This window comes from Saccharopolyspora mangrovi (genome assembly GCF_035320975.1).
GTDB classification, from domain to species: domain Bacteria; phylum Actinomycetota; class Actinomycetes; order Mycobacteriales; family Pseudonocardiaceae; genus Saccharopolyspora; species Saccharopolyspora mangrovi.
This window is the reverse complement of the sequence record NZ_JAWLNX010000022.1, coordinates 6,458-24,141: the sequence shown is the minus strand read 5'-3', so window position 1 is coordinate 24,141 and position 17,684 is coordinate 6,458. Positions and strand designations below refer to the sequence as shown.

15 protein-coding genes and 1 pseudogene are annotated in these 17,684 nt (G+C 71.8%); 3 read left to right on the top strand and 13 right to left on the bottom strand.

The features are described from left to right. The first annotated feature begins 25 nt into the window (after nucleotides 1-25). On the top strand, nucleotides 26-1,651 hold the full coding sequence (gene murJ, locus R4I43_RS25730; RefSeq protein WP_324268275.1) for a murein biosynthesis integral membrane protein MurJ: 1,626 nt from the start codon (nucleotides 26-28) through the stop codon (nucleotides 1,649-1,651). Here the strand turns inward: murJ and R4I43_RS25725 are convergent, their stop codons facing one another. From R4I43_RS25725 to R4I43_RS25715, 3 genes are all read right to left on the bottom strand, one after another. Further along, nucleotides 1,652-2,377 carry a type 1 glutamine amidotransferase gene (locus tag R4I43_RS25725; RefSeq protein ID WP_324268274.1) on the bottom strand — a complete coding sequence of 242 codons (726 nt, stop codon included), beginning with the start codon at nucleotides 2,375-2,377 and terminating at the stop codon, nucleotides 1,652-1,654. Beyond that, complete coding sequence (locus R4I43_RS25720; RefSeq protein ID WP_324268273.1) at nucleotides 2,374-3,759, bottom strand: MurT ligase domain-containing protein; 1,386 nt, start codon at nucleotides 3,757-3,759, stop codon at nucleotides 2,374-2,376. Before R4I43_RS25720 ends, R4I43_RS25725 begins: the two co-directional genes overlap by 4 nt. Before the next feature lie 68 nt (nucleotides 3,760-3,827). Beyond that, complete coding sequence (locus tag R4I43_RS25715) at nucleotides 3,828-3,998, bottom strand: hypothetical protein (protein WP_324268272.1); 171 nt, start codon at nucleotides 3,996-3,998, stop codon at nucleotides 3,828-3,830. Between the two features lie 343 nt (nucleotides 3,999-4,341). On the opposite strand from R4I43_RS25715, the gene R4I43_RS25710 reads away from it, so the two are divergent. Continuing rightward, a complete protein-coding gene (locus R4I43_RS25710; protein ID WP_324268271.1) occupies nucleotides 4,342-4,473 on the top strand; it encodes a hypothetical protein in 132 nt (43 codons plus the stop codon). A gap of 94 nt (nucleotides 4,474-4,567) precedes the next feature. Here R4I43_RS25710 and R4I43_RS25705 read toward each other — a convergent pair whose 3' ends face one another. The 5 genes from R4I43_RS25705 to R4I43_RS25685 form a co-directional block, all read right to left on the bottom strand. Further along, complete coding sequence (locus R4I43_RS25705) at nucleotides 4,568-5,197, bottom strand: transglycosylase family protein (RefSeq protein WP_324268270.1); 630 nt, start codon at nucleotides 5,195-5,197, stop codon at nucleotides 4,568-4,570. Nucleotides 5,198-5,622: 425 nt separating this feature from the next. After that, on the bottom strand, nucleotides 5,623-6,519 hold the full coding sequence (nrfD, locus tag R4I43_RS25700; protein ID WP_324268269.1) for an NrfD/PsrC family molybdoenzyme membrane anchor subunit: 897 nt from the start codon (nucleotides 6,517-6,519) through the stop codon (nucleotides 5,623-5,625). Then, nucleotides 6,516-7,379: a 4Fe-4S dicluster domain-containing protein gene (locus R4I43_RS25695; RefSeq protein WP_407691317.1), complete on the bottom strand. Its 864-nt coding sequence runs from the start codon at nucleotides 7,377-7,379 to the stop codon at nucleotides 6,516-6,518. The genes nrfD and R4I43_RS25695 overlap by 4 nt, the downstream gene beginning before the upstream one ends. Before the next feature lie 2 nt (nucleotides 7,380-7,381). After that, a complete protein-coding gene (gene fdh / locus R4I43_RS25690) occupies nucleotides 7,382-10,657 on the bottom strand; it encodes a formate dehydrogenase (protein WP_324268268.1) in 3,276 nt (1,091 codons plus the stop codon). A 39-nt stretch (nucleotides 10,658-10,696) separates the two neighbouring features. Next, nucleotides 10,697-11,107, bottom strand: coding sequence for a DUF2000 domain-containing protein (locus R4I43_RS25685; protein WP_324268370.1), 411 nt, complete (start codon nucleotides 11,105-11,107; stop codon nucleotides 10,697-10,699). Between the two features lie 83 nt (nucleotides 11,108-11,190). Between R4I43_RS25685 and R4I43_RS34420 the strand changes: the two are divergent. Continuing rightward, a pseudogene (locus R4I43_RS34420) lies at nucleotides 11,191-11,571 on the top strand (AraC family ligand binding domain-containing protein); the annotation flags it as partial. Between the two features lie 112 nt (nucleotides 11,572-11,683). Here the strand turns inward: R4I43_RS34420 and R4I43_RS25675 are convergent. The 5 genes from R4I43_RS25675 to R4I43_RS25655 all read right to left on the bottom strand — a co-directional run bounded on the left by R4I43_RS25675 (nucleotide 11,684) and on the right by R4I43_RS25655 (nucleotide 17,456). Continuing rightward, the gene (locus R4I43_RS25675) at nucleotides 11,684-12,220 is read right to left on the bottom strand and encodes an MSMEG_1061 family FMN-dependent PPOX-type flavoprotein (protein ID WP_324268266.1); all 537 of its coding nucleotides are present in this window, start codon (nucleotides 12,218-12,220) and stop codon (nucleotides 11,684-11,686) included. Nucleotides 12,221-12,356: 136 nt separating this feature from the next. Further along, nucleotides 12,357-13,406, bottom strand: a complete 1,050-nt coding sequence (locus R4I43_RS25670) for a PDR/VanB family oxidoreductase (protein ID WP_324268265.1) — start codon at nucleotides 13,404-13,406, stop codon at nucleotides 12,357-12,359. Then, the gene (locus R4I43_RS25665; RefSeq protein WP_324268264.1) at nucleotides 13,407-14,288 is read right to left on the bottom strand and encodes a metal-dependent hydrolase; all 882 of its coding nucleotides are present in this window, start codon (nucleotides 14,286-14,288) and stop codon (nucleotides 13,407-13,409) included. A gap of 8 nt (nucleotides 14,289-14,296) precedes the next feature. Beyond that, complete coding sequence (locus tag R4I43_RS25660) at nucleotides 14,297-16,051, bottom strand: SDR family oxidoreductase (RefSeq protein ID WP_324268263.1); 1,755 nt, start codon at nucleotides 16,049-16,051, stop codon at nucleotides 14,297-14,299. Nucleotides 16,052-16,166: 115 nt separating this feature from the next. Next, nucleotides 16,167-17,456, bottom strand: a complete 1,290-nt coding sequence (locus tag R4I43_RS25655) for a hypothetical protein (RefSeq protein WP_324268262.1) — start codon at nucleotides 17,454-17,456, stop codon at nucleotides 16,167-16,169. Nucleotides 17,457-17,684 lie beyond the last annotated feature (228 nt).

Genomic DNA, 17,684 nt, shown 5'->3' with positions numbered 1-17,684 from the left:
TCGAGCGCACCGAGGGGAGGGCTACGTGGTCGATCAGGCCGACACCGGTGTTCGCCGCCCCTCACTGGCCCGCGCGAGCGCGGCGATGGCCGTGGCCACCGCCACCAGCAGGGTCAGCGGGCTGCTGGCCAAGGTGCTGCTGGTCGTGGTGCTCGGGCTGGGCATGGTCAACGACTCCTACACCGTGGCCAACACCCTGCCGACCGTGGTCAACGAGCTGCTGCTGGGCGGGGTGCTGACCAGCATCGCCGTGCCGCTGCTGGTGCGCGCCCAGCAGGAGGGGCCCGAGCAGGGCGAGTCCTACGCGCAGTGGATGATCACGATGGGCGCGGTGCTGCTGGTGGTCGCCACCGCCGTGGCCGTGGCCTGCGCCGGTTTGCTCACCGCCCTGTACCTGGGTGCCGACACCCGCGCCAACGCCGAGCTCACCACCGCCTTCGCCTACCTGCTGCTGCCCGGGATCGTCTGCTACGGCATGTCGGCGCTGCTGCAGGCGATCCTCAACGTGCGCGGGGTCTTCGGCACTCCCGCGTGGGCCCCGGTGGTCAACAACCTGGTCGTGATCGCCACCGTCGCGGTCTACGCCCTGGTGCCCGGGGAGATCTCCACCGACCCGGTGCGCATCGGTGAACCGAAGCTGCTGATCCTCGGTCTGGGAACGCTGGCAGGCATCACCAGCCAGCTGCTGGTGATGGTGGTGTCGCTGCGGCGCAGCGGGTTCCGCTACCGGTGGCGGTGGGGCTGGGACCGGCGGCTCTCGGAGTTCGGCGGGCTGGCCGGCTGGGTGGTGCTCTACACGCTGGTCAGCCAGGCCGGGATGGTGGTGATCACCCGCGTCACCGCGCAGGGCACCCCGGGCAGCGTGGCGACGTTCAACTACGCGTGGCTGCTCTCACAGGTGCCCTACGGCGTGCTGGGGGTGTCGCTGCTGACGGCGCTGATGCCGCGCATCAGCGAATCCGCCGCGGCCGGGCACACGCGGGCGTTCGTCGACGACGTCGCGTGGGGCACGCGGATGACCGCGGTGCTGCTGATGCCGGTCAGCGCGCTGCTGGTGGTGGCGGGCGGCCCGCTGTCGGTGGCGTTCTTCTCGCTGGGCGCCAGCGACGTGGCCGCCGCCGGGCGGCTCGGTTGGGCGCTGGCGGCGGCCGCGGCCGGGGTGGTGCCGTTCGGGATCACGATGCTGCAGCTGCGCGCGTTCTACGCGATGCACGACGCGCGCACGCCGACCTGGATCAACGTGATCATGGTCGTGGTGCGCAGCGCGCTGTGCTACCTGGTGCTGGCCACGGTGGCTCCGGAGGACCTGGTGCTCGGGGTGACCGCGGCGATGTCGGCGAGCTTCCTGCTGGGCGCGGTCGTCGGCCAGGTCTGGTTGCGGGCCCGGCTCGGGTCGTTGCGCACCGGCGCGACGCTGGCGGGTTGCCTGCGCGCGCTGGTGGCCGGGGCCGCCGGTGCGGTGTGCTCGCTGGTGGTGCTCTCCGGGGTGCGCGCGCTGCTGGGGCCGCTGAGCCCGTGGGCCGATGCGTGGCTGGCGCTGCTGCTGCACGGGGTGGTGGTGCTCGCGGTCAGCCTCGGCGTGCTGGCGTTGCTGCGGGCGCCGGAGCTCAAGCCGGCCCTGCGCAAGCTGGGCCGGTTCGCCCGTCGCTGACTACTTGCGGTTGCGCACGTGCACGCGGGTGCGTTCGGTGCGCAGCGCCTTGAGCTCCGGCGGGTCCGGCAGGGGCGCCAGGGGTTCGCCGATGGCCCACTCCAGCAGCAGGTCGGCCAGCTTCGGGTTGCGCGCGAGGACGGGGCCGTGCATGTAGGTGCAGATGACGTGCCCGTTGACGGCGCCTTCGGCCTGGTCGTGGCCGTTGCCGGTGCCCCGGACCACCCTGCCCAGCGCATGCGAGCCGGGGCCGAGGGCGGTGCGGCCGAGGTGGTTCTCGAAGCCGGTGAGCATGCCGACGCCGCCGAGGGTGGCTTGGGTGGTGACCTCGCCGATGGCTCGTCCGCGCCCGGGTTCGGTGGAGGCGTCGACCAGGCCCATGCCTTCGTGGCGCTGCCCGTCGCCGGTGACGAAGCTGGTGCCCAGCACCTGCAGGCCGCCGCAGATGCCCAGCACCGGAACCCCGTGCTGCACGGCGCGGGTCAGGCCGGCGCCCCGGCGCAGGAAGCGCACGGCCGCGACCTGGGCGACGTCCTCACCACCACCGATGAGGTAGAGGTCGCAGCCCTCCGGCACGGCGTCGTCGGAGGAGAGCACGGTGACCAGCTGGCTGCCGATGCCGCGCCAGCGCAGCCGCTGCGCCAGCACGATCGCGTTGCCGCGGTCGCCGTAGGTCCCCAGCAGGTCGGGCAGCACGAGGGCGATGCGGACTCGTTCCCCGGTCATCGTCGACTCCTGGTCAGCACGTCGCGGAAGGCGGTGTAGTTGGCGATCACGTCGGGCACGCCGCCGTCGGTGCCGCCGAGGGCGACCTCCACGGTGGAGGCGACGGTGGCGGGCACCTGGGCGTAGCGCAGCCGGACCGCCAGGTCCAGGGCGCGGTCGCCGGCGACTTGCACGGGTCGGCCGCGCAGCATCTCGAAGTCGACGTCCCACAGCCAGGAGACGTCGTACCCGTCGGCTTCGCGGCTGTTGACCACCAGCACCAGCGGTTCGTCGTTGCCGGAGACCAGGTCGAGCATCTCCAGCCAGCTGGCGGGGTTCTTGGCCAGCAGCAGCCGCACCTTGCGGCCGCCGACGCGCAGGGTGTCGTAGCGGCCTGCGGCCTGCGAGATGCGGCGGATGCGGGCCAGCGCGGGGGCTTCCTCACCGCCGAGGTCCAGGGCCGCGGCCAGCGCGAAGGTGGCGTTGACGCGGTTGACGTGCCCGGGCAGGGCCAGGGCGAGCTCGTGGTGGGTGCCTTCGGCGTCGAGGACACCGGTGTCGGTGACCTTCCAGTCAGCGGGCGGGCGGGCCAGGCCGCACTGGCAGCGCCAGTCGCGGTCGACGTCGCCGATGAAGGCGCCGCAGCGGGGGCAGTTCAGGGCGTCGTCGCGCCACCGCACGCCGCCGGAGACCCAGGTGACGTGGGGGTGCTCGGAGGCGGCGAAGACGATGTTGGGGTCGTCGCGGTTGGCGATGACCTGCGCGCCGGGTGCTTGGGCCAGCGCGCGCTGGATGCTGGCGGCCACGGTGCGCACCTCCCCGACCCGGTCGAGCTGGTCGCGGCTGAGGTTGAGCAGCAGGATCGCGGCCGGTTCGAAGCGCTCGGTGACCTGCGTCAGGTGCAGCTCGTCGACCTCCAGGGCCGCGAACGGGGCGTCGAGCCTGGTCATCAGGGCGGCGACGTGGCCGTCGAGCATGTTCGCGCCGGTGGCGTTGGACACCGCGGGCGCCTGGGCGCGCAGGGCTTCGGCGACCATCTGCGTGGTGGTGGTCTTGCCGTTGGTGCCGGTGACCATGACGACACGCCGGCCGGTTGCCAGCCGCTGCAGGAGGTTGGGCTGTAGCCTCAGCGCCAGACGGCCACCGATCATGCCGCCGGATCCCAGGCCGAGGCGCTGCGACATCGCCGCGGCCAGCCGCCCGGTGTTGATGGCGGCGGTCGTGCGCACGTCCAGCCCCCGCCCGGCGGGTTGCTGGGTCGGTGCTGGGACGACCGTCCAACGCTGGTCGGTGCTGGTCTGCTGGTCAGACGGCCGGTGTCGGCCGGTTTGCTCCGCTGCTTGGCGCGGGACCGGTGTCTGGTCGACCGATGGTTCGTCGGTCTCCCGAGTGGTGTCGGCCATGCATCCCCTCCCCCTCAGGCGCCCGTCACACGCGGGACGCCAGATCGGCTCAGGGCTGCGCGACACCGCTAATCGGCCGCACTAGGTCGCGCCGCCCTTCGCTTCTTGGCCAGTGTGGCCCTGCTGCGGCGAAACAGCGCGACGATCAAGAGCACGAGACCGGCGGTGATCGAGGCCGGTCCGACCCAGCCGTCGATGCCGGAAGAGGCCGCGGCATCGAGCTGAACTGCGGTGAACATCGAGGTCCCCTTTCCGAAAGCCGGGGGTAGGGGCGCGCGGGGTGAGTGCGGTCACGTCAATGGTCCGGCGGGACCGGGGGACGTGGCAGCGCGGACATGCCGACAAGTCCCGCTATCGGGACGTTTTCACTCGCGTTGATTTCACGCGGGAACGCTGCGTGATCGTCGAACGGCTCGTGAGTTCAGAGCCGGATTCACGACTGATGCGCTTTTCTTGTGGTTGCGGAGTTTTGAGGCCGAACGGCGGAGCACCTGCTCTCGCCTGCTCACCCGTTGGGGTTCATTGCGGTAATACGCTCGGCGATCAACGAATGTGCAATTACGCTCGGATTTGATCCCGACGGTGTCCGTCAAGATCCGAAGGGAGCCGAACGTGACCGAACTCCTCCTGCTGTTGGGCTTTCTCGCCTTCGCCGGAATCGGCTGGACCGCATGGGACATCCGCAACGACCTACGCCGCCGCAAGCTCAAGTGAGAAGCACATCCGGAATCGTGAACGAGGGACCCCGCCGGAGAGAGGCAGGCGGGGTCCCTCGTTCACGCGCACCCTGGTCCGAAGACGGGGTGGGTCACTTGATGGCGAGCTGCTGACCCGGGAAGATCACGTTCGCGTCCTTGACCACGGAGCGGTTCTTGTCGAAGATCGACTCCCAGCTCACGCCGCTCTTCTCGGCGATGGAGCTGAGGGTGTCACCGACCTGGACGGTGTAGGTGCCCTCGACCTGGACGGTCTTCTTGACCGGGTTCTTCTTGGTCGTGGACTTCTTCTCCGACGAGCTGGACTTCTTCTCGGTGCTCTTCTTGCTCGAGGAGACGTCCTGGTGCTCGGCGCTGCCGCTCTTGGTCAGACCGGCCTTCTTGGAGCACACCGGCCACGCCCCCGGGCCCTGGGCCTGCAGCACGCGCTCGGCCACGGCGATCTGCTGCGACTTGCTGGCCTGCGCGGCGTTCGAGGCGTAGTTGGTGCCACCGTAGCCGGCCCAGGTGGACTGGCTGAACTGCAGACCACCGTAGTAACCGTTGCCGGTGTTGATGCTCCAGTTGCCACCGCTCTCGCACTGCGCGACGGCGTCCCAAGTGGACTCCGAGGCCGCGTTGGCCGGCATGGTCATCGCGAACGGCGCGGCGACCATCGCGCCGGCGACGGCGACGCGGGTCATGTTGCGGCGGGTGTTGGTGGACTTGCGGTGCTTGCCCATTTTCTGTCTTCGTCTCCAGCAACGCCTCCGTGCCGCCGCGGCTCCGGCGTCCCGCACTCGCGGCCGGCCACTCTCGGCCTGCCGCGCCGGGGTGACCGGCGGTCGTCACGCTCCCTGCCCGCAATGCGTCTCGGGGTTTCGGAGAGTCCGCCGGGCAGGGTTCGGCGCTGCGGACTTCCGGTCTTGCCGTCGGCTCGGGGGCGCCGACGGTGCGCAACGCTACGTAGCTGAAAAGCGTGAACAAAACCGTGGGCAGGTGGCGCTCGTCATAGAAACGTAATCAAGATCGCCACGATGCGAGCGTTCTCGCAGGTCATTTCTTGATCGGAAACGCGTTATTCACCAGGAATCAAACCACGGAGGGTGAGAGTTGAACCACTACTCACTCACGTGAGTGACTACCGAATGTCAACAAGTCAATTCGATCAGTGCACTTCGCCACGCCCCGCGGACTCCCGCTCGCGCAGGCGTTCGCGCTGCGGGTCGACCACGTACCGAGGGTCGCGAGCCGTTTCGCGGCCGGCTTCGAAAACCCCGTAGCGGGTGGCGATCGACCCCAACGTCAGGCACGCGCCCGCCGCGATCCCCGCGGCGCGGCTGCGGCCTGCCAGCAGCGCGAGACCCGCGCCCACCGCGGTGGCCGCCCGGGCCGCGCGCAGCACCATACCCGCGCGGCCGGTGCGGTAGGCCTCGGCGGCCAAGCCCAACCGGCCCTCCATGCGCCGGCTGGCGGCCAGTTCCAGCACCGATCCGGACACCGCCATCCGCCGGGCCGGCGCGGACTCGGCGGGAGCACTCACCATCCCCACCGCCCCGGCGCTGGCCACCGCGCTGCCGGCGAAGACGAACGGCAGCTCCCGGTAGGCCTCGTGCCAGCCGGGCACGGCGGTGTCGGCCAGCAGCACAGCGGTGTAGGTGGTCATCGCCGGGGCGAGCACGCCCGCCACCACCCCGGCCGCGCGCCCCGGAACCGGCAGCAGCCCCGTGACGTCGCTGGCCGCGGCAGCACCCGCCAGCCCCGAGAACGGCGCGAGGATCCACGATCCGACGCTCAGCGGCGAGGTCAGCTTGACCACCCGCAGCATGTTCAGGAACCGCATCGGTCGACCCAGGTCGTGCACCAAGGCGCCGACGCTGGCCGTCGCACCCACCGCCGCGGCCAGCCGCCCGGTGCGGGCCAGCCGCTGCCGACCGGTGAGACCGGCCAGCAGCGCCATCGACGACGACGCCCCGGCCATCCCCCCGAGGTAGAGGTAGGCCGGCACGTCCGGGACCTTCCACACCGGTTCCTTGAGCACCGGGCGCCCGTAGTAGGAGCTCACCTTCTCCTCCCGAGGAACGATCCGGCGATCAGCGCGGCGGCGGTGACCGCAGCGGCAGCCGCGTGCCGCCACATCGACGGCAGATCGCGGGTGGTCACCACCGGGTCCGGCGGCAGGCCGTAGACCTCGGGATCGTCGAGCAGCAGGAAGAACGCCCCGTCTCCCCCGACCCCGTCGGTGGGCTCGTGGCCGTAGAGCCGCGCGCTGGTCACGCCCTGCTCGTGGAGCTCGTCGACCCGCATCGCGGCGCGTTCCCGCAGCTCGTCGAGGGGGCCGTACTGGATGGACTCGGTCGGGCACGCGGAGGCGCAGGCGGGCATCAGCCCCTCGCCGAGGCGGTCCTGGCACAGAGTGCACTTGGCGGCGCCGCCGGTGTCCGGGCGCATGTCGATCACCCCGTAGGGGCAGGCAGGCACGCAGTAGCCGCAGCCGTTGCACACGTCGTCCTGCACCAGCACCGTGCCGTGCTCGGTGCGGATCAGCGCGCCGGTCGGGCACACGTCCAGGCAGGCGGCGTGGGTGCAGTGCTTGCACACGTCGGAGGACATCAGCCAGCGCACCTGCTGCTCGTCCGGTGCGCCGAACTCCGGCATGCCGAGCTCGGCGGGCGTGCCGCGCTGCTCGACGAAGGCGACGTGGCGCCACGTGGTGCCGCTGAGCTCCTCGGTGTTGTCGTAGGACATGCCGGTGAGGTCGAGGCCGTCCTCGGGCAGCAGGTTCCACTCCTTGCAGGCGACCTCGCAGGCCTTGCAGCCGATGCACACGCTGGTGTCGGTGAAGAACCCGGCGCGCGGCTGCGGCGGGTAGCCGGTCTCCCCCGCCGGGTCGGGCAGCGGCCCGGACAGCCGGTTGGCGGTCACGCTCAGCCTCCTTCGGTTCTCGGGTCGTCGGCGTGCTCGGTGCCGGTGCGCTCGTCGATGCCCGCGCGGTCGCGGTAGTCGGCGACCAGGCGGTTCAGCGCCGCGGCGCGCGGCCGTCGTCCGGGACGGACATCGCAGGTCCCGGCCTTGGTCTCCATGATGTGCACGTTGGGGTCCAGCGCCACGCCGATGAGCTCGTTGGCGGCGTCGCCGGTGGTCAGGCCGTTGGGCCCCCAGTGCCAGGGGATGCCGACCTGGTGCAGGGTGCGGCCGCCGATCAGCAGCGGCCGCATCCGCTCGGTGACCATCACGCGCCCTTCGATCGCGCTGCGGGCGGTGATCACCGTGGCCCAGTCGCCGTGGGTCAGGCCGCGTTCGGCGGCCAGCTGCGGGGAGACCTCCAGGAACATCGCCGGGGCCAATTCGGACAGGTGCCGCAGCCAGCGGCTCATGCCACCGGCGGTGTGGTGCTCGGTGAGCCGGAAGGTGGTGAACACGTACGGGAACACCTCGCTGCCCGGCTCGGTGCCGCTGGGCTGGTAGCGGTTCTCCGGGCGCGAGTGGATCTGGCGGGCGGGGTTGCGCTGCTGGTGCGGGTGCAACCGGTTGGCGACCGGGGACTCCTGCGGCTCGTAGTGCGCCGGGAAGGGCCCGTCGACCAGTCCGGCGGGCACGTAGAGCCAGCCGCGCCCGTCGCTCTGCATGATGAACGGCTCGGTGCCCGAGATGCCCTCCGGCCCGACGGTGCCGGCTTCCGGCTGGAAGTCGGGGCGCTTGGTCTTGTCGAAGTCGGGCACGTCGTGGCCGGTCCACTCACCGCGCTCGGCGTCCCACCACACGTAGGCTTTGCGCCGGCTCCACGGGTTGCCGTCGGGATCGGCCGAGGCGCGGTTGTAGAGGATGCGACGGTTGGCCGGCCACGCCCAGCCCCACTCGGGTGCCACGCGGTTCTGCTGGTCGTGTGGCTTGCGGCGGGCGGGCTGGTTGACGCCCTCGGCGGTGACGCCGCAGTAGATCCAGCAGCCGCAGCTGGTGGATCCGTCCGCGCGCAGCTGCGGGTAGGCCGACAGCGGGTTGCCGTCGGCGTCGTGACCGTTGATCTCGGCGAGCACGGCTTCGGCGCTGGGCTCGTCGATCTCGCCGTGCGTCGGGTAGTCCCAGGTCAGTTCGAGCAGCGCGCGGTCGCGCTCGTCCTCGCCGGTGAGCTTGTCCCGGATGCGGCGGCCCAGGTGGTAGAAGAACCACAGGTCGCTGCGCTGGTCGGCGGTGGGCTCGACGGCCTTGTCGTGCCACTGCAGGAGTCGCTGGGTGTTGGTGAAGGTGCCGTCCTTCTCGGTGTGCGCGGCGGCGGGCAGGAAGAACACCTCGGTGCCGATGTCGGCGGTGCGCATCTCGCCGGTCTCGATCTCGGGCCCGTCCTTCCAGAAGGTGGCGGTCTCGATCATGTTGAGGTCGCGCACCACCAGCCAGTCGAGGGTGGCCAGGCCCATCCGCTGCTGGCGGGAGTTGGCGGTGCCCACCGCGGGGTTCTCGCCGATGACGAAGTAGCCCCGGCAGCGGCCCTCGATCTGGTCGAGCACGGTTTGGAAGGTGCCGTGGTCGCCGGTGAGCCGGGGCAGCCGGTCGAAGCAGAAGTCGTTGTCGGCCCTGGCGTGCTCGCCCCACCAGGCCTTGAGCAGGCTGACCAGGTAGGAGCGGATGTTGGCCCAGTAGCCGCAGGCGTGTTCGTCCTCGGCGACGAAGGCCTCCAGGTCGGTGTCGGTGTGCGCGTGCGGCATCGGGATGTAGCCGGGCAGCAGGTTGAACAGCGTCGGGATGTCGGTGGAGCCCTGGATGCTGGCGTGCCCGCGCAGCGCGAGGATGCCGCCGCCCGGGCGGCCGATGTTGCCCAGCAGCAGCTGCAGGATCGAGGCCGCGCGGATGTACTGCGCGCCGACGGTGTGGTGGGTCCAGCCCACGGCGTAGGCGATGGCCGAGGTGCGCTCGCGCCCGGAGTTGGCGACGAGCTGATCGGCGACCCAGCGGAAGTCGTCCTGCGAGATGCCGCAGATCTCCTCCACCACGTCTGGGGTGTAACGGGCGTAGTGACGCTTGAGCAGCTGGAACACGCAGCGCGGGTGCTGCAGCGTCGGGTCGGAGTCGGGGCGGCCGTGGTAGACGGGCCCACCCGATCCGGTGCGCTCGGGCTTGCTGGCTTCCCGCTCGCGGCCGTGCGCGGTGCTGGGTGCGTGCTCCGGCCCGTGCCCGCCGACCGCCGGGACGGCTTGGCTGCCCTGGTACTGCCACGTGGTGGTGTCGTAGCTGCCGGCCTCGGGGTCGAAGCCGGAGAAAACGCCGTCGAGGTCCTCGGTGTCGCGGAAGTCCTCGCCGACGATCATCGCCGCGTTGGTGTAGGCGACGACGTAGTCGTGGAAGTGGGCGTCGTTGCTGAGCACGTGGTTGATCAGCCCGCCGAGGAACGCGATGTCGCTGCCCGCGCGCAGCGCGAGGTGCTTGTGGGCCAGCGCCGAGGTGCGCGTGTAGCGCGGGTCGACGTGGATGATCGTGGCGCCGCGCCTCTTGGCCTCCACGACCCACTGGAATCCGACCGGGTGGGCTTCGGCCATGTTCGAGCCCTGGATGAGGACGCAGTCGGATTCGGCGAGGTCTTGCTGGAAGGTGGTGGCGCCGCCGCGCCCGAAGGAGGCACCCAGACCGGGCACCGTGGAGGAGTGTCAAATGCGCGCCTGGTTCTCCACCTGGATCGCGCCGAGGGCGGTGTAGAGCTTCTTCATGAGGTAGTTCTCCTCGTTGTCGAGGGTCGCTCCTCCGAGGCTCGCGATGCCCATCGTGCGCCGCAGCGGCCTGCCGTCGGCGTCGGCGTCCTCCCAGGTGGCGTCCCGGGTGGCCAGCACCCGGTCGGCGATCATGTCCAGCGCGGTGTCCAGGTCGAGGTCTTCCCAGTCGGTGCCGTGCGGGCGCCGGTAGCGGACCTTGGTCTCGCGCAGCGGTGAGGTGACCAGTTCGCGGCTGGCCGAGCCCTTGGGGCACAACCGGCCGCGGCTGATCGGCGAGTCCGGGTCGCCCTCGATCTGGGTGACCCGGCCGCCGGAGGTGTAGATCCGCTGGCCGCAGCCGACCGCGCAGTAGGGGCACACCGAGCGGGTGACCTCGTCGGCGTCGCTGGTGCGCGCTCGCATCTCGTCGGTGCGCCGGGACCGGGCCGCGGGGCCTCGGGCCAGCCGGTCGGGGCCGGTGAGCTGCTTGAGCACCGGCCAGTTCAGCCACGCGGGCGTCATGGCCGGAGACTACCCACCCCGACGATCTCGCACACTTCCTCAGGGGTGCAGGGCGAGTCCCTTGCAGATCTTGTCCACGGCGTTGCGGGGGCCGTGCACGGCGAATCCGACGAGGTCGAGGTCGTCGGTGCCGCGTTCGGCGACGACACCGCGGTTGTCGGCGTCGTTGCCGGTCTTGAACATGCCTTCGGAGTAGATCGCGGTGGGCAGGTCCCTGCTGACGGCGCGGGCGTGGCTGCGGGCCAGGTCGGCGGCCGGTGCGGCGTAGACCAGCACCGGCAGCCCCAGCAGCGGCAGGTACTTCCGGCCGTCGGCGTCGACGTAGTCCTCGCCCATCAGCCCGGGGTGGGCGGCGGTGATGCCGCTGGCCAGGAACGCGGTGACGTTGAGCCGCTGCCAGCTCGCCAGGTCGTCGCGCACCACCACGGCGATCTTGGTCAGGTGTGCCATGCCGCCATCCCAGACCACGCGGGGGCGGGCGGTCTTGAACGCTGGTGCGCTCACCGCTCCGGCGGGGCCGGAACAATGGGCGCATGAGCGAGGAGTGGGTCTCCTACCGGCGCTCGGCGCGAGTGCCGGTGGAGGTGGTGCGCGCGCACTTCGAACACCACCGCTACGACCTGCACGCCCACGAGTCGTACTCGTTCGGCTGCACCGAGGTCGGCGCGCAGACCTTCCGCTGCCGGGGCGCTCAGCGCACCAGCGCGCAGGGCATGGTGATGGCGTTCAACCCGGAGGACCCGCACGACGGGCACGCGGCGCACGACGGCGGCTTCACCTACCTGATCGTGCACATCTCCCCGGAGCTGATCGGTGACGTGCTGGCCGACACCGCCGGGCGCCGGGTGGGGCTTCCGCTGTTCGCCGAGCCGGTGCTGCACGAGCCGCGACTGGCGGCCGCGCTGCGCGGGGTGCACGACGCGATCACCGGTGGGGAGAGCGCTCTGGCGCAGGACGAGGCGCTGCACCGGGCGGTGCGGGCGATTACGCGATCACCCCGGCCCGCTTCCGCGACGCCGCGGCGGGTCAGGCGTTGGCGTCGTAGAGCAGCCCGTTGTAGCGCTCGTCGGAGTAGTAGCGCTCCAGCTCGGCCATCGAGTCGTGCGGGCGCTCGAGGTTCTGGGCGATGTGGGCGCGCGACGGCACGGCCTCGGGGTTCCAGGTCTCGGCGTCCCACAGCCCGGAGCGCAGGAACGCCTTGGAGCAATGGTGGAAGACCTGCTCGATCTCCACCAGCAGCACCACGCTCGGGCGGTGCCCCTTGACGACCATGCGGTCGAAGAACGGGGCGTCGCGCAGCAGCCGGGCGCGGCCGTTGATGCGCAGCGTGTCGCCGCGGCCGGGGATGAAGTAGATGAGCCCGACGTGCGGGTTGGCCAGCACGTTGCGGAACCCGTCGACGCGCCGGTTGCCGGGGCGTTCGGGGAGGGCGATGGTGCGCTCGTCGAGACACAGGGTGAACCCGGCCGGGTCGCCCTTGTCCAGGACCCGCTGCAGCGGCGCGCCGACGACCTCCTCCAGCTCGCCGGTCGAGGTGATCTCGTTCAGGCCTTCCAGTTCCACGGTGCCTCCCAGGTCGCTCGCGCTCGACACTACGGCCCGCGATTCGGCTGCTGGAAGTGGTTTTTCGCGGTGCCGCCCGGTCACACCCCGCAACCGGGCGACACCGCCTCCCCACCGGTCCCCCGACCGGGGTCTCTCACAGATCGACGGCGATGCGCCCCTGCCCTCGATCCACGCAGATCGCCACGTCCTCGCTCGGCGCCCGGCTCCGGCGGCGGACCTGGCCCGACAGCAGCGGAACGTGGCAGGTGCCGCAGAAGCCCTGGCGGCACGAGTAGGCGACCTCCGGCAGCACCTCGCCGATCGCCTCCAGCGCCGTGCGGTCGGCGAGTACCTCCACGGTGCGGCCGCTGCGGGCGAGCTCGACGGTGAACCTCCGGCCGTCGATGATCGGCGGCGCCGAGAACCGCTCCCAGTGCAGGCCCCCCGCGGTGCTGCCGGGGAGTTCCAGGCGCAGCGCGGTGATCATCGGCACCGGGCCGCAGGCGTAGACCGACGCTCCCATCGGGGCGTGGGCCAGCAGTTCGGCACCGGATGCCGGGATGCCGAACTCGGTGTCGGGGCGGGTCCACACGCGTTCGGCCGGCAGCTCGGCGATGTCGGGCAGGAACGGCATCGAGGCGCGCGAACGTCCTGCGTAGACCAGCCGCCAGTCGGCGCCCCGGGCCATCGCGGTGCGCACCATCGGCAGGATCGGGGTGATGCCGATGCCTCCCGCGACGAACAGGTAGGAGTGACCGGCCACGAACGGGAAGGCGTTGCGCGGCCCGCGCGCCACGATCCGGTCGCCCTCGTCCAGCTCGTCGTGGATCTCGCGGGATCCGCCCGCGCCGTCGGCGATGCGCCGCACGGCGATCCGGTAGTGGCGCCGCTCCCCCGGCGGCCCGCACAGCGAGTACTGCCGCTTGCGCCCCGACGGCAGCAGCACGTCCAGGTGCGCGCCCGGCTGCCAGGCCGGCAGCAGACCACCACCGGGGCGGGTCAGCAGCAGGCTGCGCACCCCGTCGGCTTCGGCGCGGACCTCGGAGATCACCAGCGGGATGTCCCGGTTGACCGGGCGGGGTGGTGCGGCGTCGCGGCGGCTGTTGCGGTGCAGCCACTCCACGCCGCCGACGAGCCGGTGCACGACGCGCATCAGCCGGTCCGGTCCGCTGCCGTCCAGGGACTTCGGCAGTTCCACGGTCATCTACTGCCCCGCCGCCAGCGCCGCCGGTGAGCTGGCCAGGTAGGCCACGGCTTGCGCGGTCGAGCCGTGCTGCGAGGGGTGGTAGCCGGGCCGGAAGTACGCCGGGATCGCCCCCAGCAGCTGCCGGTAGCTCGGGGTCAGGCCACACCGCCCGGTGCGGACCAGGTCGCGCCAGCGGGGTTTGCGCCTGCCGCGCAGCAGCGGGTCGGCGGCCATCAGGAAGCGGATCCCGCGCACCCACAGCACGGTCAGCACCCCTGCCGCCAGCAGCATCGACAGGCAGCGCAGCGGGTAGCGGCCGTGGATGTGCTGGTAGACCTCGAAGGCGACCGCGCGGTGCTCGACCTCCTCGGCACCGTGCCAGCGCAGCAGGTCCAGCATCGTCGGATCGGCCCCGGCCACGTCGAGCTCCTCGGCGTCGAGGACCCACTGGCCCAGGAACGCGGTGACGTGCTCGATCGCGGCGATCAGCGCCAGGCGCTGCACCAACCAGGACTCGGCGCGCTTGCCGCGCAGCGGCCGGTCGCCGAGGGTCTTGCGGAACATCCAGCGGACCTGCTCGACGAAGGGCCGGGTGTCCAGGCCGTGGGCGTCGAAGTGGTCGATCACGCCCTGGTGCGACTCGGCGTGCACGGCCTCCTGGCCGACGAACCCGCGCACGTCCTCGGCCAGCCGCTCGTCGGTGATCAGCGGCAGCGCCTGCTTGAAGACCTCGACGAACCAGCGCTCCCCCTCGGGCAGCACCAGGTGCAGGAAGTTCACCCAGTGCGTGGCGAAGGGTTCGCCGGGGATCCAGTGCATCGGCAGCTGGGACCAGTCGAACTCGACGTCGCGGGGGTGCAGCACGACGCGTTCCGGCTCGCCGGGATCGACGTGGGTCATGCCTCCTCCTACTTCGGCATGAGGTCGGCTCGGGCGGCTGCCCGCAGCAGGCGCGGGGTCAGCCGGGACAGCACCAGACCGGCGCGCGCCTCGGGGGTGACCGGGGCGATGGCCGGGGCACGGCGGGTCGCGCGCAGGATCTCCTCGGCGGCGCGCTGCGGGCTGTAGTCGCGGCGCTGGTAGAGCTCGGTGGCCGCGCGGCGGCGCTTGGCCTGCTCGGCCTCGTCGACTCCGGCGAACCGGCTGCTGGTGGTGATGCCGGTGTTGACCATGCCCGGGCACACGGCGGTGACCTTGATGCCGTCGCCGGCGAGCTCCACGCGCAGGCATTCGCTCAGCCGCAGCACGGCGGCCTTGGTGGTGCTGTAGGCGGGCAGCACCTGGGAGGGCAGGTACGCGGCGGCGGAGGCGACGTTGATGATCCGGCCGCCCTCGGCGCGCTGGACCATCTGCTGCCCGAACAGGCGGCAGCCGTGGATGACGCCCCAGAGGTTGACGTCGATGACGCTCTCCCAGTCGGCGACGCTGGTGTCCAGGAAAGCCCCGGCCAGGCCGATCCCGGCGTTGTTGATCACCACGTCCGGGGTGCCGAGCTCGGCCTGCACGCGCAGCGCGAAATCGGTCATCGCGGCCCGGTCGGTGACGTCGACCTCGTAGGTCGTGGCGGCCTCGCCGAGCAGCTGCGCGGTGGCCTGCAGGGCCTTGCGGTCCCGGTCGGCGGCGATGACGTGCGCGCCGGCCTCGGCGAAGGCCTGCGCGGTGGCCCGGCCGATGCCGTTGCCGGCACCGGTGATGAGCACCAGCTGGTCGGCGAACTCGCCGCGTCCCGGGCGCACCTGGGCGCGGCGCAGGCCGCGGGTCTGCTCGCCGCCTTCGACGTGGTCGACGAGTTCGGCGGCGCAGCGGGCGACGAGCTCCGGGCGGCTGCGCGGCAGCCAGTGGCCGCCCGGCAGGTGGCGCACGCGCAGGTCGTCGGCGAGCGCTTCGACCTGGGTCTGCAGCGGGGCCGACACGAACGGGTCGCCGGTGGGTGCCAGGACCTGCACCGGGACGGTGGTGTGGCGTCGCTCCGGTTCGCCGAGCCGACCCGCGTTGGCGCGGTAGAGCTCCAGGCCGTGGACGCCGTCGGCGGTGACCGGGCGGGTGGGTGTGGCGGCGGACTTGGGGTCGAGGCGTTCCAGGTTGGCGATCAGCTTGGGCATGATGCCGCTGCGCCAGGCAAGTTCGGGCAGCGCGGGCAGCTGGAAGAAGGCGATGTAGGCGGAGAAGGCCAGCTGGGCCGCCAGTTCCCGCAGGTCGCGGGGGTTGGGGCGCAGCTTCGAGCGCAGCCACTGCCCGTAGTGGTCCAGGCAGGGTCCGGAGATCGAGGTGTAGGAGGCGATGCGGCCGGTCGCGCGGGCGTCGGTCACGGCGTGCCAGGCCTGCACCGAGCCCCAGTCGTGGGCCAGCAGGTGCACGGGCCGGTCCGGGCTGACGTCCTCGGCGACGCGGTACAGGTCGTCGGTGAGCTGGTCGATGCGGTAGCCGTCGGTGCCGGTGGGGCGGTCGGACTCGCCCGCGCCGCGCACGTCGTAGGTGACCACGCGGTACCGGTCGGTCAGCGCGGTGACCACACCGTCCCAGATGGAGTGGTCGTCCGGGTAGCCGTGGACGGCCAGCACGGTCGGCGCGTCCGAGGGCCCGTGGACGTGAACGGACAACCGCAGCCCGTCCTCGGTGTCGAGCCATCGGCCCGTACTCGCCTGCCACGCTGCGCCAGCCATGCGCGACAGCCTAACCACGTTGTCAACGCACGTTGTCACTTTCCACTCGATCGTCACCCGGAATCACCCGAACCCGGCCCCGGGTCAGCGGTTCCAGCGGGACTCGAGGTTCCGATCACTGCTGCAGTGGCCGCACCTCGGTGCACCCGTGCTGTTCGAGCGGCGGCCCGTCGTCGTGCACACCGCGAACGTCGAGGCGGTGGGCCGCATCCACGATCCGCGTCTCGAGGATCGAGCCGTCAGCGCTTCGAACCTCGATCGCCGCACCGACCGGGCAGTCGGGAAGTTCGACCTGGCCGTGAACCACGCTGAGCGGGTCCGTCGTGGTCGGCGACGGCGGTGCGGAGTCTGTGGCCCCACTGCCCTCGCTGGTGCCCGCCCCGACCTCGGGCAGGGCGTCGGACTCCGCAGGTGCCGAGGTGGTCTCGAGGCTCGGGTCCGGCAGAGAGGGTGCTTCGGGCGCGTCCGAGCTGGCTGGCGCAGGAGTCGATTCCGGCGGATCGGTTGGCGGTGCAGCCGGAACCGGACCCGGGTCGATCACCGCCGGCGGCACCTCGATGTCGGGGATCTCCAGCGGCGGTGGTGCGGTCGGCTCGGGCACCGGTGCTTCGTTGAGCGCCTCGCCGGCGTGGTCGGCTCTCCCGGCTTCGGGTTCGGGCCCTGGCACGACGGCGCCGTGCCCGGCCCGGTAGGCCGCGGCGATGCGCAGCACCAGGTCGACGTACTGCGCCGAGTTGTTGTAGACGAACACCGCGGCGCGCTGTCCCGGTTCGCCGCGCAGGTCCTCGCCGTTCCCGCACAGGTAGCGCCCGGTTCCTGCGGCGGCGTCGACGATGTTGTCGGCGTTGCCGCCCGCGCCCGCCGACCGCCAGGTGGCGGGGATGAACTGCATCGGCCCGACCGCGCGGTCGAACACCCGGTCCCCGTCGAGACCTCCGCCGTCGGTGTCGGTGATCCGCGCGGTGCTGTTGCTGCCGTCGAGGCGCAGGCCGCGGATCGGTTGCGAGGTGAACCCGTCGGCTCGGAGCTGGGTACCGCCGAACCGGCCGTGATCGGTCTCCACCCGGCCGATGGCGGCGATCAGCGACCAGTCGATGCCGCACTGCGCCTCCTCCTCGGCGAGCCGTCCCGCCGCGTCGACGTAGGCGCGGTGGGCTACGACGGGGATGCCGTGGGACGCCAGATCAGCGACCACCGGTGCTTCAGCAACACCCGCGGCTTTCCACGGCGGTGCCGACGCGACGACCGGCGGCACCTCCGGCTCGGCGCGCTCCTGCGCTGAGGGAACCCACCCCTGCCCGGCGGCCCAGGCGATCGGCACCACGGCCACCACCGCGGACCAGTAGTACCGCTGGCGGCGACGCCGCGCGACGCGCTGGTCGCGCGTGCGGTTCCTGACTGTCATCAACGGCCCTCCCTCATCAGTCACCGCACCGACGGTCCCGGACCAGCGGGTCCCCGGAAGCCGCGGTTGCTGGGTGGGCCGAGCCCCCAAAATATGGGGATCCGCGCGACAGCTACCAGAGGATTAACTCCTGCAGCCTCTGAGGAAAGGCGCGGAAGAACAGCGGTGGGGGCCGGCGCTAGCGGACGGCCGGGCCCCCCCGGCCCCCCGGCGGGGGCGGGCCCGGGG